Origin of the sequence: Enterobacter sp. RHBSTW-00901 (assembly GCF_014103115.1) — a bacterium.
Lineage (GTDB): Bacteria > Pseudomonadota > Gammaproteobacteria > Enterobacterales > Enterobacteriaceae > Enterobacter > Enterobacter cloacae_P.
In genome coordinates this window covers 2,009,232-2,025,464 of the sequence record NZ_JABXPB010000001.1, presented here as the reverse complement: position 1 = coordinate 2,025,464, position 16,233 = coordinate 2,009,232, and the positions used below count along the sequence as shown (strand labels likewise).

Annotated in this window: 14 protein-coding genes; 10 read left to right on the top strand and 4 right to left on the bottom strand. The window is 53.0% G+C overall.

Annotation, left to right across the window (positions count from 1 at the left end; translation table 11 throughout):
- Positions 1 to 24: 24 nt before the first annotated feature.
- The 3 genes from HV318_RS09690 to metK all read right to left on the bottom strand — a co-directional run bounded on the left by HV318_RS09690 (position 25) and on the right by metK (position 3,579).
- Complete coding sequence (locus HV318_RS09690; RefSeq protein ID WP_182272582.1) at positions 25 to 522, bottom strand: SprT family zinc-dependent metalloprotease; 498 nt, start codon at positions 520 to 522, stop codon at positions 25 to 27.
- A gap of 58 nt (positions 523 to 580) precedes the next feature.
- Positions 581 to 1,978 (bottom strand): galactose/proton symporter, encoded by a 1,398-nt coding sequence (gene galP, locus HV318_RS09685; RefSeq protein WP_182272581.1) that lies wholly within the window; start codon positions 1,976 to 1,978, stop codon positions 581 to 583.
- Positions 1,979 to 2,424: 446 nt separating this feature from the next.
- Positions 2,425 to 3,579: a methionine adenosyltransferase gene (gene metK / locus HV318_RS09680; RefSeq protein WP_182272580.1), complete on the bottom strand. Its 1,155-nt coding sequence runs from the start codon at positions 3,577 to 3,579 to the stop codon at positions 2,425 to 2,427.
- A 424-nt stretch (positions 3,580 to 4,003) separates the two neighbouring features.
- On the opposite strand from metK, the gene yqgG reads away from it, so the two are divergent.
- The 4 genes from yqgG (at position 4,004) to speB (ending at position 7,491) form a co-directional block, all read left to right on the top strand.
- The gene (gene yqgG, locus HV318_RS24510) at positions 4,004 to 4,147 is read left to right on the top strand and encodes a small protein YqgG (RefSeq protein WP_419195703.1); all 144 of its coding nucleotides are present in this window, start codon (positions 4,004 to 4,006) and stop codon (positions 4,145 to 4,147) included.
- A gap of 94 nt (positions 4,148 to 4,241) precedes the next feature.
- Positions 4,242 to 4,373 (top strand): acid stress response protein YqgB, encoded by a 132-nt coding sequence (yqgB, locus tag HV318_RS09670; protein WP_182272578.1) that lies wholly within the window; start codon positions 4,242 to 4,244, stop codon positions 4,371 to 4,373.
- 8 nt (positions 4,374 to 4,381) lie between these two features.
- On the top strand, positions 4,382 to 6,358 hold the full coding sequence (gene speA, locus HV318_RS09665) for a biosynthetic arginine decarboxylase (protein WP_182272577.1): 1,977 nt from the start codon (positions 4,382 to 4,384) through the stop codon (positions 6,356 to 6,358).
- A 212-nt stretch (positions 6,359 to 6,570) separates the two neighbouring features.
- On the top strand, positions 6,571 to 7,491 hold the full coding sequence (speB, locus tag HV318_RS09660) for an agmatinase (protein WP_104950152.1): 921 nt from the start codon (positions 6,571 to 6,573) through the stop codon (positions 7,489 to 7,491).
- Positions 7,492 to 7,567: 76 nt separating this feature from the next.
- On the opposite strand, the gene loiP is transcribed toward speB, so the two are convergent.
- Entirely contained in the window at positions 7,568 to 8,326 is a 759-nt protein-coding gene (loiP, locus tag HV318_RS09655; protein ID WP_182272576.1) for a metalloprotease LoiP, read from the bottom strand.
- Positions 8,327 to 8,598: 272 nt separating this feature from the next.
- Here loiP and tkt point away from each other — a divergent pair, with 272 nt between their 5' ends.
- The 6 genes from tkt (at position 8,599) to argO (ending at position 16,205) form a co-directional block, all read left to right on the top strand.
- On the top strand, positions 8,599 to 10,590 hold the full coding sequence (gene tkt, locus HV318_RS09650) for a transketolase (RefSeq protein ID WP_182272575.1): 1,992 nt from the start codon (positions 8,599 to 8,601) through the stop codon (positions 10,588 to 10,590).
- Positions 10,591 to 10,977: 387 nt separating this feature from the next.
- Positions 10,978 to 11,997 carry an erythrose-4-phosphate dehydrogenase gene (gene epd / locus HV318_RS09645; protein ID WP_182272574.1) on the top strand — a complete coding sequence of 340 codons (1,020 nt, stop codon included), beginning with the start codon at positions 10,978 to 10,980 and terminating at the stop codon, positions 11,995 to 11,997.
- 49 nt (positions 11,998 to 12,046) lie between these two features.
- Complete coding sequence (pgk, locus tag HV318_RS09640) at positions 12,047 to 13,210, top strand: phosphoglycerate kinase (RefSeq protein WP_134348805.1); 1,164 nt, start codon at positions 12,047 to 12,049, stop codon at positions 13,208 to 13,210.
- A 92-nt stretch (positions 13,211 to 13,302) separates the two neighbouring features.
- Positions 13,303 to 14,382, top strand: coding sequence for a class II fructose-bisphosphate aldolase (gene fbaA / locus HV318_RS09635; RefSeq protein ID WP_182272573.1), 1,080 nt, complete (start codon positions 13,303 to 13,305; stop codon positions 14,380 to 14,382).
- A gap of 186 nt (positions 14,383 to 14,568) precedes the next feature.
- A complete protein-coding gene (locus tag HV318_RS09630; RefSeq protein WP_182272572.1) occupies positions 14,569 to 15,423 on the top strand; it encodes a small-conductance mechanosensitive channel MscS in 855 nt (284 codons plus the stop codon).
- Positions 15,424 to 15,569: 146 nt separating this feature from the next.
- A complete protein-coding gene (gene argO / locus HV318_RS09625; protein ID WP_182272571.1) occupies positions 15,570 to 16,205 on the top strand; it encodes an arginine exporter ArgO in 636 nt (211 codons plus the stop codon).
- Positions 16,206 to 16,233 lie beyond the last annotated feature (28 nt).

Sequence of the window (16,233 nt, the reverse complement as noted above, 5' to 3'; positions counted from 1 at the left end):
GAAAGTTCTTGATAGTTCAGTTGATTATTCCGCAACCAGCGGTTCTCCGCATTTAACACAGCGGTAGGTCGCCTCGCCGCGCACCACCCGGTTATGACGGCGAACGGTCAGCTGATGTTGCTGGCACTGGCAGCGGTAGGGGAAGGTATTGCGGCGCACCGATTCCAGCTCGAACTGATGGGTTCTGCTCGCCGGAACGCCGAGCACCGCCTCCATCATCCACTTCCACTCTTTACCGTGCGGTGCCACGCGGCCAAAGTGTTTCCATACCAACAGATGTGCCAGTTCGTGTGGAACAACCTCGTCGATAAACGCCTGTTGGTTTTCCAGCATCAATACCGGGTTCAGGCGGATTTCATAGGATTCCAGCCAGGCCGTACCGGCAGCTGTGCCGCGCTGCTGATAGACCAGTTTAGGTTCTGGATAAGTTCGGCCAAGCTTCAGGTTTGCCTGGGCGAGTTTTTCCCGCAGGCTGCGCATAACGGCTTGTTGAATGGCGATAGGGAGACGGGGAGCTTTCATAAGGGCAGAGCATAAAACGCGAAGCGGGGAGGTGCAAGGGGCACCTCCCGTCAGAGGATTAGTCGTGCGCGCCAATCTCGCGCAGCGGACGACCTTTCATCAGGTTACGTTCAATGTGTTCCAGCGACACGTGTTTGGTTTCTGGAACCAGCCAGACGGTCAGAATAATAAAGAACAGGTTCAGACCGGAGTAAACCCAGAAGGTGTTGGCATTACCCAGGCTGTTGAGCATGGTCAGGAATGTTGCGCCGACAATCATGTTGGCAATCCAGTTGGTTGCGGTAGAGCAGGTGATACCGAAATCACGCCCTTTCAGCGGCTGGATCTCAGAGCACAACACCCAAATCAGTGGGCCGGCGCTCATCGCAAAACCAACGATAAAGATCAGCAGCATGGCCACGGCAAAGTACTGTGCGCCTGGTGAGTGAATGCCTACATGCATCATGGTGCCGAGTACGCCCATACCAACGGCCATGACCAGGAAGCCCAGCGTGAGTGTCGGTTTACGGCCCCAACGGTCTACCAGCCCGATGGCGATAAAGGTCGCCAGTACGTTGGTCAGTCCCACAATGACGGTGCCCCACATCTGCTCTGTGGTGTTGGTGTAACCGGCCAGTTCAAAGATTTTTGGTGCGTAGTACATGATGACGTTCATCCCGGTGAACTGCTGCATCACCTGCAGCAACACGCCCAGGAACACCGCACGGCGGAAGTTGCTGTTCTCTTTGAACAGTGCCCAGCCAGACTGTTTGACCTTCAGGCTTTCGCGGATCTCTTCCAGCTCGTTTTTTGCTTCTGCACGGGTATCACGCAGGCGCAGCAGCACGCGTTCGGCATCCACGAAGCGACGCTTCGCGGCAAACCAGCGCGGACTGTCTGGCAGGAAGAACACGCCAATCAACAGCAGAATGGCAGGGATGATGATGACGCCGAGCATCCAGCGCCATGCGCCGCTGTAGCTGAAAGCGGTATCGGAAAGATAAGCCCCCAGGATCCCGATGGTGATCATCAGTTGATACATCGAAATCATACTGCCGCGGATTTTCTCCGGCGCGATTTCGGAGAGGTAAAGCGGAGCGGTATAAGACGCAACACCGACGGCCAGACCGAGTAATACGCGAGACACCAGCAGTACTTCAACGTTGGGTGCCGCAGCAGAGAACAGTGAACCGGCAACGAACAGAATGGCACCAATCATCAGGCTCTTTTTGCGGCCCAGTTTGAAGGAGAGCCAGCCACTGCCGATAGCACCGACCGCCGCACCGAACATCATGGAGCTCACCACCCATTCCTGAGTGTGTGCGCTTATCTGAAACTCATCGGCGATGAAAGGTAATGCACCGGCAATCACGCCGATATCCAGACCAAAGAGTAATCCAGCCAGGGCGGCGAGGAAGCAGACGAAGAATGTCATCGCCTTGTTGGACGTACGCCCCTGTTTTTTATTGTCAGGCATTATGCCCTCCAGTTGGGTTATCAGTTTTATCAATGCAAAGGGTAGGTGAGTGAACCGTAAAAATATGAGATGCAAATCACATTAGTGTAATCGGTTACATTGATGTGTTGATGTAAATGAAATTAACATATTGAAAATATAGAGATAAAAAAGCTTACACGCATCCCTCTTGAGCTTATTTCAGACTTAACTCAAATTAAATGTAACGATGGGTGAGGTGGCGTTGCTGAAAGGGGAGAGGATGAAGTAGATGCTTATTTATTATGGTGTAATCGGTTTCAGTTGAGGTCATGCATTTTGCCGGGTGGCGGCTACACCTGACCAGGTCTACAAAACGGCAGAACCCGCAGGTTTTGCGCAAGCGAAGCAGCACTGGGCAACGTTGCGTGCAAAAATGCAAAAGGCCAGCGCTAAGGCTGGCCTTTTCAAATGCAGATGGCAGTCGGTTATTTCAGACCGGCAGCTTCACGCAACTGAGCGGCTTTGTCGGTTTTTTCCCACGGGAAATGTTCACGACCAAAGTGACCGTATGCAGCGGTTTCTTTGTAGATTGGGTGCAGCAGATCCAGCATCTGAATCAGGCCATATGGGCGCAGGTCGAAGAACTCACGTACCAGCAGAGTCAGCTGCTCGGAAGGCACTTTTTCAGTACCGAAAGTTTCAACCATGATGGAAGTCGGTTCAGCCACGCCGATGGCGTAAGAAACCTGGATCTCACAACGGTCAGCCAGACCCGCAGCAACGATGTTTTTCGCAACATAGCGTGCAGCATACGCAGCAGAACGGTCAACTTTAGACGGATCTTTACCGGAGAATGCACCACCACCGTGACGTGCCATGCCGCCGTAGGTATCAACGATGATTTTACGACCGGTCAGACCGCAGTCACCCATTGGCCCGCCGATAACAAAGCGTCCGGTTGGGTTGATGAAGTATTTGGTGGACGCACTCAGCCACTCTGCTGGCAGAACCGGTTTGATGATCTCTTCCATCACGGCTTCCTGCAGGGATTTCTGATCAATCTCTTCAGAATGCTGAGTGGACAGAACCACGGCATCAATGCCGGCGATTTTGCCTTCGTCGTACTGGAAGGTCACCTGGCTTTTGGCATCCGGACGCAGCCACGGCAGGGTGCCATTTTTACGTACTTCGGCCTGACGCTGCATCAGACGGTGCGCGTAGGTGACAGGTGCTGGCATCAGCACGTCGGTTTCGTTGGTTGCATAGCCGAACATCAGGCCCTGGTCGCCCGCACCCTGTTCCAGTGGATCGGCACGGTCAACGCCCTGGTTGATGTCCGGAGACTGTTTGCCAATTGCGCTCAGTACGGCGCAAGAGTTGGCATCAAAGCCCATATCAGAATGTACATAACCGATCTCACGAACCGTGTTACGGGTGATCTCTTCGATATCAACCCATGCGCTGGTGGTGATTTCACCGCCAACCAGAACCATGCCGGTTTTGACATAGGTTTCACACGCTACGCGCGCTTTTGGATCCTGGGTCAGGATCGCATCCAGCACCGCATCGGAGATTTGGTCAGCAATTTTATCAGGATGTCCTTCTGATACGGACTCGGACGTAAACAGGTGTTTTGCCATGTTTTATTTCACCTAAGGAGAATTTGGTTAGCTCGAACTGCTGTGTGGAATAGCCAAAGGAGAGTATTCTACCAAGGCCGGTTGCTTTTTGACACTGGCAGTCTGAGTGTTAATCGGTATGGATGGATTAACATCTGGATGGCTATTTTAGGTCACTTCTTCGCCCTATTTCCAGTTTTTTTTGACTAACCTCTCACTGCGTTGAATTCTCTGGTGGAAATTTTTCCTGACGGCGCTGGCAACGCGCGCATTTATCTTTTGCATTTTGGCTACCTTCTCGGTATAAAACGCGGCGCGCGGCTCATATAAAAAAGCGCTCGATGAACTCATCGTGTCGCCACTTCCAGCCGGGTTAAGCAGTGAACTATTAGCTTTGGCTTGTGGTCCGTTTCAGCAGGAGCGGCCGTGGAGGTGATACGAGATAATGAACCATCGTTTTCCGCTAATTCAGCGCAGCCGTTCTGGCGCGTATTTGATTCCCGCAACCCGCAAATCTAGTCTGCAAACCTGCCGATGTTATACCCATCTCGGCGCTTCTCAGGATCCCAGGGCTGGTCACGCCTTGTGAAAACTGAACAAGGGCGCTCTTGTTAATACAAGAGTTTTCTCGTGGTTTCGCCGAACCTTGTCATACAGAGTTCGGATACGTGTTTTACAATGATATGAATAAGAAACCGGTCGCACGGTCTGAATTTCAGCATACTCTGCTGGGAGACAGGGCCGTTTATGGGTTGTTATCGCCGTGTAACGCTGCGATAGTAGTCAACTGTTTTACACTTAATACAAAGAGTTGAGGTTCGCTATGTCTGACGACATGTCTTCGGTTTCGCCTTCGTCAGCAGGCGAACAGGGTGTACTACGTTCTATGCAGGAGGTTGCGATGAACTCCCAGGAAGCCAGCAAGATGCTGCGCACTTACAATATTGCCTGGTGGGGCAATAACTACTACGACGTCAACGAACTGGGCCACATCAGTGTTTGCCCGGATCCAGACGTTCCTGAAGCGCGCGTGGATCTCGCCAGACTGGTGAAAGCACGCGAAGCGCAGGGCCAGCGTTTACCTGCACTGTTCTGCTTCCCGCAGATCCTGCAACACCGCCTGCGTTCGATTAACGCCGCGTTCAAACGCGCACGTGAATCTTACGGTTATAAAGGCGACTATTTCCTGGTTTACCCCATCAAGGTGAACCAGCATCGCCGCGTGATTGAATCCCTGATCCACTCCGGCGAACCGCTGGGCCTGGAAGCAGGTTCGAAAGCGGAACTGATGGCCGTTCTGGCGCACGCGGGCATGACCCGGTCAGTGATCGTCTGTAACGGTTATAAAGACCGTGAATACATTCGTCTGGCGCTGATTGGCGAGAAGATGGGACACAAGGTCTATCTGGTTATCGAGAAGATGACCGAGATTGCTATCGTGCTGGAAGAGGCCGAGCGTCTGAACGTGGTACCGCGCCTCGGTGTGCGTGCGCGTCTGGCGTCGCAGGGTTCCGGTAAATGGCAGTCCTCCGGTGGCGAAAAATCTAAATTCGGCCTCGCGGCAAACCAGGTGCTGCAACTGGTAGAAATTCTGCGTGAGCGTGGTCGTCTGGACAGCATTCAGTTGCTGCACTTCCACCTCGGTTCACAGATGGCCAATATTCGCGATATCGCTACTGGCGTGCGTGAGTCGGCCCGTTTCTACGTTGAGCTGCACAAGCTGGGTGTCAACATTCAGTGCTTCGACGTGGGCGGTGGCCTGGGCGTGGACTATGAAGGCACGCGCTCGCAGTCTGACTGCTCCGTCAACTACGGCCTGAACGAGTATGCCAATAACATCATCTGGGCGATTGGTGATGCCTGTGAAGAAAACGGCCTGCCGCACCCAACGGTGATCACTGAATCCGGTCGCGCGGTGACCGCGCACCATACAGTGCTGGTTTCTAACATCATCGGCGTTGAGCGTAGCGAAAATACCGCAGCCACACCTCCGGCAGACGATGCCCCGCGCGCGCTGCAAAGCATGTGGGAAACCTGGCAGGAGATGCACGAGCCGGGTACGCGTCGTTCTCTGCGCGAATGGCTGCATGACAGCCAGATGGATCTGCATGACATTCACGTCGGTTATTCCTCAGGCACCTTCAGCCTGCAGGAGCGCGCGTGGGCAGAGCAGCTTTATCTGAACATGTGCCATGAAGTGCAGAAGCAGCTCGACCCGAGCAACCGGGCACACCGTCCGATTATCGACGAGCTGCAGGAACGTATGGCGGATAAGATTTACGTCAACTTCTCGCTGTTCCAGTCGATGCCGGATGCCTGGGGTATCGACCAGCTGTTCCCGGTACTGCCGCTGGAAGGGTTGAACCATGCTCCGGAACGTCGTGCGGTGTTGCTGGACATCACCTGTGACTCCGACGGTGCTATCGACCACTACGTTGATGGTGACGGCATCGCAACGACCATGCCAATGCCGGAATATGACCCGGAGAACCCGCCAATGTTGGGCTTCTTTATGGTCGGCGCGTACCAGGAGATCCTCGGTAACATGCACAACCTGTTCGGGGATACCGAAGCGGTTGATGTGTTTGTCTTCCCTGACGGCAGCGTGGAAGTGGAGTTGTCCGACGAAGGGGACACCGTGGCAGACATGCTGGAATACGTGCAGCTGGATCCGAAAACTCTTCTGACCCAGTTCCGCGACCAGGTGAAAAACACCGGTCTGGACGATGCCCTGCAGCAGCAGTTCCTGGAAGAGTTTGAAGCGGGTCTGTACGGTTACACCTACCTGGAAGATGAGTAATTCCTTTTCCCTCTCCCCTCTGGGGAGAGGGTTAGGGTGAGGGGCAAAGACCGCACAATCCCCTATACTCACTTGAACCCGTATGAATTAACGGCGATAATTCGTCCCAATTAGCGATTTACGAATCAATCCCTTCCTCGTCGGGTTTAACGACGCGGAGGGGATTTTTTTTCATCTGTTTTTAATGTATCGACTTTAAAAGAGGTCAGGACATGAGCACTTTAGGTCATCAGTACGATAACTCTCTGGTATCTAACGCGTTTGGTTTTTTACGTCTCCCGATGAACTTCCAGCCATACGACAGCAATGCTGACTGGGTGATCACTGGTGTTCCGTTTGACATGGCAACCTCCGGCCGTGCCGGTGGCCGTCATGGCCCGGCAGCGATCCGCCAGGTGTCGACTAACCTGGCCTGGGAGCATAACCGCTTCCCGTGGAACTTCGACATGCGTGAACGTCTGAACGTAGTGGACTGTGGTGACCTGGTTTACGCGTTTGGTGATGCGCGTGACATGAGCGAAAAACTGCAGGCCCATGCCGAGAAACTGCTGGCAGCAGGTAAGCGTATGCTCTCTTTCGGTGGTGACCACTTTGTCACTCTGCCGCTGTTGCGCGCCCACGCCAAACACTTCGGTAAAATGGCGTTGGTACACTTTGATGCGCATACCGACACTTACGCGAACGGCTGTGAATTTGACCACGGTACGATGTTCTTTACCGCACCGAACGAAGGCCTGATCGATCCAAACCATTCAGTACAGATTGGTATCCGTACAGAATTCGACAAAGACAACGGTTTTACCGTACTGGATGCAGGCCAGGTGAACGATCGCGGCGTGGACGATATTCTGGCTCAGGTTAAGCAGATCGTCGGTGATATGCCTGTGTACCTGACCTTCGACATTGACTGCCTGGATCCGGCGTTTGCACCGGGTACCGGAACTCCTGTGATCGGCGGCCTGACGTCCGATCGCGCCATCAAACTGGTTCGTGGTCTGAAAGATCTGAACATCGTTGGTATGGATGTGGTGGAAGTGGCTCCGGCTTATGATCAGTCAGAGATCACGGCGCTGGCAGCGGCTACTCTGGGGCTGGAAATGCTTTACCTCCAGGCCGCGAAAAAAGGCGAGTAAGTTGTCAGCCGGGTAGGGCGAAGCCGCCACCCGACTTTCGTCTATAAAAAAGGAGGCAAATATGCCTCCTTTTACATTATTTGATTCCGTCAGCGGCCATGCGATCGCGAATATGTTGCGCACGCTCTTCTGAGGCTGGGTGGTCGTCAAACATGGAGCTTTGGCGTCCTGCTTCCTGCTTTGCCAGTTTCTCGAAGCTGGTGGCTAAACCTGATGGGTTAATCCCGCGTTTGCGCAACAAATCGTAAGAGTAGTCATCCGCTTCAGATTCCTGGCGTTGGGAGAACTGGGAGTTGACCAGTTTTTCACCGACGTCGCCAAGCTGAGACTGGGAAAGGCTGCCTACGATCCCACCAGCAGAGGCTGCCGCCGCGCGGATCGCGTTAGTGCCCAGCGCAACCTGCATTCCTTTCTTCACGTGGCCCAGTGCAACGTGGCCCATTTCATGGCCGATCACCGCTTCGACTTCGTTGTCGTTCATCATGTCCATCAGCCCGCTATACACACGGATGCAGCCGTTTGCCATCGCGAAGGCGTTCACATCCTTCGCCATGTAGACCTTATAGTTTACCGGCTGTCCGTTGATGTTATCGCCCAGAGCGGACGCAATCTTATTCAGACGCTGCGTGTAGGTACTATTGTCCGGGGCAATGGTGGCTTTTCCATCCATATCTTTACAGGACTGGTCGCTCAGCGCTTTAACCTGTGCGTCGCTCAGGGAATACGCCTGAAAAGCTTCTGCGCCTGAGGTCATCAGACCGTTAGAGTCCATATTCTGACAGCCGCTCTGCAGGAGCGTTGTACCCAGGGCCAGCACTATTGCACGCATTTTCATGATGTTGCTTCCGTACTCGTTAATCTGAATAAAATCTTAAAAGTATACCGCCAGCGAAGCCGGGGGCTGGCTAAGTATAAGGAATATCAACAGGGCCGGGCGAGCAGATTGCGCAACATGCGAGCATGATCCAGAGATTTCTTAAGCTGCAAAAGAATGCTCCATGTACATGCCTTGCTGCTTGGGTTACATTGTTGGCACTTTTTTCCGGCGTAGCCCAAAACGCGCTGTCGTCAAGGGCATGGCCTTTAACAGTCCGATCTGGAGTTAAAATGTCCTCACGTAAAGAGCTTGCTAATGCTATTCGTGCGCTGAGCATGGACGCAGTACAGAAAGCCAAATCCGGCCACCCGGGAGCCCCTATGGGTATGGCTGATATTGCCGAAGTCTTGTGGCGTGATTTCCTGAACCACAACCCGCAGAACCCGGCATGGGCTGACCGCGACCGTTTCGTCCTGTCTAACGGCCACGGCTCTATGCTGATCTACAGCCTGTTGCACCTCACTGGCTATGATCTGCCAATTGAAGAGCTGAAAAACTTCCGTCAGCTGCACTCCAAAACTCCAGGTCACCCGGAAGTGGGTTACACCGCTGGCGTAGAAACGACCACCGGCCCACTGGGTCAGGGTATTGCTAACGCAGTGGGTATGGCGATTGCCGAGAAGACCATGGCGGCGCAGTTCAACCGTCCTGGCCACGATATTGTTGACCACTTCACTTACGCGTTCATGGGCGACGGCTGCATGATGGAAGGCATTTCTCACGAAGTGTGCTCCCTGGCAGGTACCCTGAAGCTGGGTAAACTGGTTGCGTTCTATGACGATAACGGTATCTCCATCGACGGTCATGTTGAAGGCTGGTTCACTGATGACACCGCTAAACGTTTTGAAGCCTACGGCTGGCACGTTGTGCGTGGTGTTGATGGCCACGATGCTGACTCGATTAAACGCGCAGTAGAAGAAGCACGCGCCGTGACGGACAAACCGTCCCTGCTGATGTGCAAAACCATCATCGGCTTCGGTTCTCCGAACAAAGCGGGTACGCACGATTCCCACGGTGCACCACTGGGTGACGCGGAAATTGCACTGACTCGTGAAGCTCTGGGCTGGAAACACCCTGCGTTCGAAATCCCATCTGACATCTACGCGCAGTGGGATGCAAAAGAAGCAGGTCAGGTTAAAGAAGCGGCCTGGAACGAGAAGTTCGCTGCCTATGCGAAAGCCTTCCCACAGGAAGCAGCTGAATTCACCCGTCGTATGAAAGGTGATATGCCATCTGATTTCGACGCGAAAGCGAATGAATTCATCGCTAAACTGCAGGCGAATCCATCTAAAATTGCCAGCCGTAAAGCATCTCAGAACGCTATCGAAGCGTTCGGTCCACTGCTTCCAGAATTCCTGGGTGGCTCTGCGGACCTCGCACCATCCAACCTGACCCTGTGGTCTGGTTCTAAAGCGATCAACGAAGATACCGCCGGTAACTACATCCATTACGGTGTACGTGAATTCGGTATGACTGCTATCGCGAACGGTATCTCCCTGCACGGTGGTTTCCTGCCGTACACCTCTACCTTCCTGATGTTCGTCGAGTATGCACGTAACGCCGTGCGTATGGCTGCGCTGATGAAACAGCGTCAGGTGATGGTCTACACCCACGACTCTATCGGTCTGGGTGAAGATGGCCCAACTCACCAGCCGGTAGAGCAGGTCGCATCTCTGCGCGTGACCCCGAACATGAGCACATGGCGTCCATGTGACCAGGTTGAATCCGCGGTAGCGTGGAAATACGGTGTTGAGCGTCAGGACGGCCCGACCGCGCTGATCCTCTCCCGTCAGAACCTGGCACAGCAGGAGCGTACTGCAGAGCAGCTGGCGAACATCGCTCGCGGTGGTTACGTACTGAAAGATTGCGCGGGTCAGCCTGAGCTTATCTTCATTGCAACCGGTTCTGAGGTTGAGCTGGCTGTTGCGGCATGGGACAAACTGTCTGCCGAAGGCGTTAAAGCGCGCGTGGTTTCCATGCCGTCTACCGATGCATTCGACAAGCAGGATGCAGCATACCGTGAATCCGTACTGCCGAAAGCTGTCTCTGCACGCGTTGCAGTGGAAGCAGGTATTGCAGACTACTGGTTCAAATACGTAGGTCTGAACGGCGCTATCGTCGGTATGACCACCTTCGGTGAATCTGCTCCGGCAGAACTGCTGTTCGAAGAGTTCGGCTTCACCGTTGAGAACGTTGTCGCGAAAGCGAAAGAACTGCTGTAATTGCTAGTTGGGTGCGGGCTGGTGCCCTCACCCCGGCCCTCTCCCACGGGAGAGGGTTCCAACACTAAAAACGGTAACCCTGGGGTTACCGTTTTGCTTTCACCACGCCACCCGGTTTTTTTGTATCTGCTATTCCTGATCCTTGTAACACCGCTGTAAATTATTCCATTGAAAATGTGACGCAAGTCATATAGCTGTCTTATTGCTCTGGACAGACATTCCTTTTATTCCCTGATTCGCTTATTCTAGCTGAAGCGTTTCAGTCGATTAAATGTTCGACAATTGACCAATCAGTCGCAGTTTGTGACAGGCAAGGATTCCCCTTCGGGCGTAGCTGGATTACTCTTTCAGCCACCTCAAATTCAGGGATAGCTTTGCAGGAGATCTATGACCGTACGCGTAGCGATTAATGGCTTCGGTCGCATCGGGCGTAACGTGGTTCGTGCTTTATATGAATCCGGGCGTCGTGCGGAAATGACCGTGGTGGCAATCAATGAACTGGCTGATGCTGAGGGCATGGCACATTTGTTGAAATATGACACCAGTCACGGGCGCTTTGCCTGGGATGTTCGCCAGGAAGGGGATCAGCTGTTTGTCGGTGATGATGCCATTCGCGTGCTGCACGAGAGAAGCATTGCCGGGTTGCCGTGGCGTGAACTGAGGGTGGATGTGGTGCTTGACTGTACCGGTGTGTACGGCAGCCGCGAACACGGTGAAGCGCATCTGGCGGCAGGTGCGAAAAAAGTCCTGTTCTCCCATCCCGGCAGTAACGACCTCGACGCCACCGTCGTCTTTGGCGTGAACCAGCATGAGCTGAAAGCCGAACATCGCATTGTTTCCAATGCTTCCTGCACCACCAACTGCATTATTCCGGTCATTAAACTGTTAGACGATGCATATGGCATTGAATCCGGCACCGTGACCACGATCCACTCAGCCATGCACGATCAGCAGGTGATCGATGCCTATCATCCGGATCTACGCCGCACGCGTGCGGCGAGTCAGTCAATCATTCCGGTTGATACAAAGCTTGCTGCAGGGATCACCCGTATTTTCCCGCAGTTTAACGACCGTTTTGAAGCGATTGCTGTACGTGTACCGACTATCAACGTTACGGCAATTGACCTCAGCGTCACGGTGAAAAAACCGGTAAAAGCCTGTGAAGTCAACCTGTTGCTGCAAAAAGCGGCACAGGGTACATTTCATGGTATAGTTGACTATACGGAATTACCGTTGGTCTCAGTAGATTTTAACCACGACCCGCACAGTGCCATCGTTGATGGTACACAAACGCGCGTCAGTGGTTCACACCTTATCAAGACGCTGGTCTGGTGCGATAACGAATGGGGCTTTGCTAACCGAATGCTCGACACCACGTTAGCAATGGCCGCTCAAGGTTTCAGGTAAGACGCATCGTGCGTCTGCAAAACTTTAAGAATCAACGAGAGGATTCACCATGTCTGTAATTAAGATGACCGATCTGGATCTGGCAGGTAAACGCGTTTTCATCCGTGCCGACCTGAACGTACCGGTTAAAGATGGCAAAGTGACCAGCGACGCGCGTATTCGTGCATCTCTGCCAACCATCGAGCTGGCCCTGAAGCAGGGTGCAAAAGTGATGGTAACCTCCCACCTGGGTCGTCCAACTGAAGGCGAGTACAACGAAGAGTTCTCTCTGCTGCCAGTTGTTAATTACCTGAAAGACAAACTGTCCAACCCGGTTCGTCTGGTTAAAGATTACCTGGACGGCGTTGAAGTTGCTGCCGGTGAACTGGTTGTTCTGGAAAACGTTCGCTTTAACAAAGGCGAAAAGAAAGACGACGAAGCGCTGTCCAAAAAATATGCTGCACTGTGCGACGTATTCGTAATGGATGCATTCGGTACTGCTCACCGTGCGCAGGCATCTACCCACGGTATCGGTAAATTCGCAGACGTAGCGTGTGCTGGTCCTCTGCTGGCTGACGAACTGGAAGCGCTGGGTAAAGCACTGAAAGAACCTGCTCGTCCAATGGTTGCTATCGTTGGCGGTTCTAAAGTGTCTACCAAACTGACTGTTCTGGATTCCCTGTCCAAAATCGCTGACCAGCTGATCGTTGGCGGTGGTATTGCGAACACCTTCGTTGCTGCTCAAGGCCACAACGTGGGTAAATCTCTGTACGAAGCAGACCTGGTTGACGAAGCTAAACGCCTGCTGACGACCTGCGATATCCCGGTTCCAACTGACGTTCGCGTAGCAACTGAGTTCTCCGAAACGGCGACCGCGACCCTGAAATCTGTAAACGACATCAAAGATGAAGAGCAGATCCTGGACCTGGGCGACGTTTCTGCACAGAAACTGGCTGAAATCCTGAAAAACGCAAAAACTATCCTGTGGAACGGCCCTGTTGGCGTGTTCGAATTCCCGAACTTCCGCAAAGGTACTGAAATCGTTGCTAACGCTATCGCAGACAGCGAAGCGTTCTCTATCGCAGGTGGCGGCGACACTCTGGCAGCTATCGACCTGTTCGGTATCGCTGACAAGATTTCCTACATCTCCACTGGTGGTGGCGCATTCCTCGAATTCGTGGAAGGCAAAGTGCTGCCAGCAGTAGCAATGCTCGAAGAGCGCGCTAAGAAGTAAGCCATTCAAGGGCAGGGAAACCTGCCCAATTTTCAGCGCGCTTTTAAGAGCTCGCACCTTTTCTAACGGCCGAAGATACAGGACTAAGCAACATGTCTAAAATTTTTGATTTCGTAAAACCTGGCGTGATCACTGGTGATGACGTACAGAAAGTGTTCCAGGTAGCTAAAGAAAACAACTTTGCTCTGCCAGCAGTTAACTGCGTGGGTACTGACTCCATTAACGCCGTACTGGAAACCGCTGCAAAAGTTAAAGCGCCGGTTATCGTACAGTTCTCTAACGGCGGCGCTGCGTTCATCGCAGGTAAAGGCGTGAAAACTGACGTTCCTCAGGGTGCTGCAATCCTGGGTGCTATCTCTGGTGCGCACCATGTACACCAGATGGCTGAACACTACGGTGTTCCTGTCATTCTGCACACTGACCACTGCGCGAAGAAACTGCTGCCGTGGATCGACGGTCTGCTGGACGCAGGTGAAAAACACTTCGCGGCTACCGGTAAACCACTGTTCTCTTCTCACATGATCGACCTGTCTGAAGAGTCTCTGCACGAAAACATCGAAATCTGCTCCAAATACCTGGCGCGTATGTCCAAAATGGACATGACCCTGGAAATCGAACTGGGTTGCACCGGTGGTGAAGAAGACGGCGTGGACAACAGCCACATGGACGCTTCTGCACTGTACACCCAGCCAGAAGACGTTGATTACGCGTTCACCGAGCTGAGCAAAATCAGCCCACGCTTCACCATTGCAGCGTCCTTCGGTAACGTACACGGCGTTTACAAACCAGGTAACGTTGTTCTGACCCCAACCATCCTGCGTGATTCTCAGGAATATGTTTCTAAGAAACACAACCTGCCGCACAACAGCCTGAACTTCGTCTTCCACGGCGGTTCCGGTTCTTCTGCTCAGGAAATCAAAGACTCCGTGAGCTACGGCGTAGTGAAAATGAACATCGATACCGACACCCAATGGGCAACCTGGGACGGTATCCTGCAATACTACAAAACCAACGAAGCTTACCTGCAGGGTCAGCTGGGCAACCCGAAAGGCGAAGACCAGCCGAACAAGAAATACTACGATCCACGCGTATGGCTGCGTGCAGCACAGACCTCTATGGTGACGCGTCTGGAGCAGGCATTCAAAGAACTGAACGCGATCGACGTTCTGTAATTTGAGCTGCTAACAGCATCGGAGGCCCGCAAATGCGGGCCTTTTTTTTGGGCTTTTCAACAGCCTGCCCATCACCGTTTTGTGATCTGTTTGGCAATATCTGCGCTTTTTGTTTACCCTTTACGGATCTGCCTGTTTCCACGGGGGATGGATTTTTGTGTTTGGGTTTATCAAAAGGAAGAGTAAATGGAACAGTTTGATGTCGTTGACAGCATCAATAACGCCGGTACCTGGCTTGAGCGCAACCAGGAATTATTGCTGAGTTATGCCGTAAACATCGTTGCGGCTATTGCCATCATCATTATCGGGATGATCGCGGCGCGAATCATATCGAATACCGTTAACCGGGTGATGCTGGCACGTCATATCGATGCCACGGTTGCGGACTTCCTTTCTGCGCTGGTGCGCTATGGCATCGTCGCCTTTACCTTGATTGCCGCACTGGGACGTGTAGGTGTACAGACCGCATCGGTGATCGCGGTGCTCGGTGCAGCCTGTCTGGCTATTGGTCTGGCGCTGCAGGGTTCGCTCTCGAACCTGGCGGCAGGTGTGCTGCTGGTCACCTTCCGTCCGTTCCGCTCAGGTGAGTATGTTGATCTGGGGGGCATTGCCGGAACTGTACTGCAGGTGCAGATTTTCTCAACGACCTTGCGTACCGTCGATGGCCGTATTGTGGTAGTGCCGAACGGGAAAATTATCGCGGGTAACATTATCAATTTTTCCCGCGAGCCAGCGCGCCGTAATGAGCTGATTATCAGCGTGGCATACGACTCCGACATCGATCAGGTAAAATCGCTTATCGCGGGTATCATCGCTTCTGACGATCGCATTCTGAAAGATAAAGAGCAGATCGTCCGTCTGAACGAACTGGGCGCGTCATCCATTAACTTTGTGGTGCGTATCTGGAGCAAAAGCAGCGATCTGCAAAACGTTTACTGGGACGTGCTGGAACGCATCAAACGTGAGTTCGATGCTAACGGCATCAGCTTCCCGTATCCACAGATGGATGTGAACGTCAAAAAGGTGAAAGAGACCGAGTAATCCTCTTTCGCCGTAGGCCCGGTAAGCGTTAACGCCACCGGGCTTTTTTATTAGCGTGACTAATCCCCGATTAATATTATCAATTTCCTCTAATGTCACTCTCGCAGTATAGTCAGCTCCCAGGACAACTCCGTGAGAATTTCGTCATGTTATCTTATTATTTTCAAGGTCTTGCGTTAGGCGCGGCCATGATCCTGCCCCTCGGCCCGCAGAATGCGTTTGTGATGAACCAGGGTATTCGCCGCCAGTATCACCTGATGATTGCGCTACTGTGCGCGGTCAGTGATTTGCTTCTGATTTGCGCCGGGATATTTGGCGGCAGTGCTTTACTGATGCAGTCTCCGTGGCTACTGATGCTGGTCACCTGGGGTGGGGTGGCATTCCTGTTGTGGTACGGCTTTGGCGCATTGAAAACGGCACTGAGCAGCAATCTTGAACTGGCGAGTGCGGAAGTGATGAAGCAGGGGCGCTGGAAGATTATCGTCACCATGCTGGCGGTTACCTGGCTTAATCCGCATGTCTATCTTGATACCTTTGTGGTGTTGGGTAGCCTGGGTGGACAACTGGATGTTGAACCGAAGCGCTGGTTCGCGCTGGGTACGGTTAGCGCTTCATTCCTTTGGTTCTTTGGTCTTGCCATGCTGGCGGCGTGGCTGGCACCGCGTTTGCGCACCGCCAAAGCACAACGCATCATCAATACGCTGGTGGGAATAGTGATGTGGTTTATCGCTTTTCAACTGGCGAAAGAGGGCGTTCATCACGTTCAGGGATTACTCAACTAAGTGTTGTCTTATGGACAACTGAGCAAGA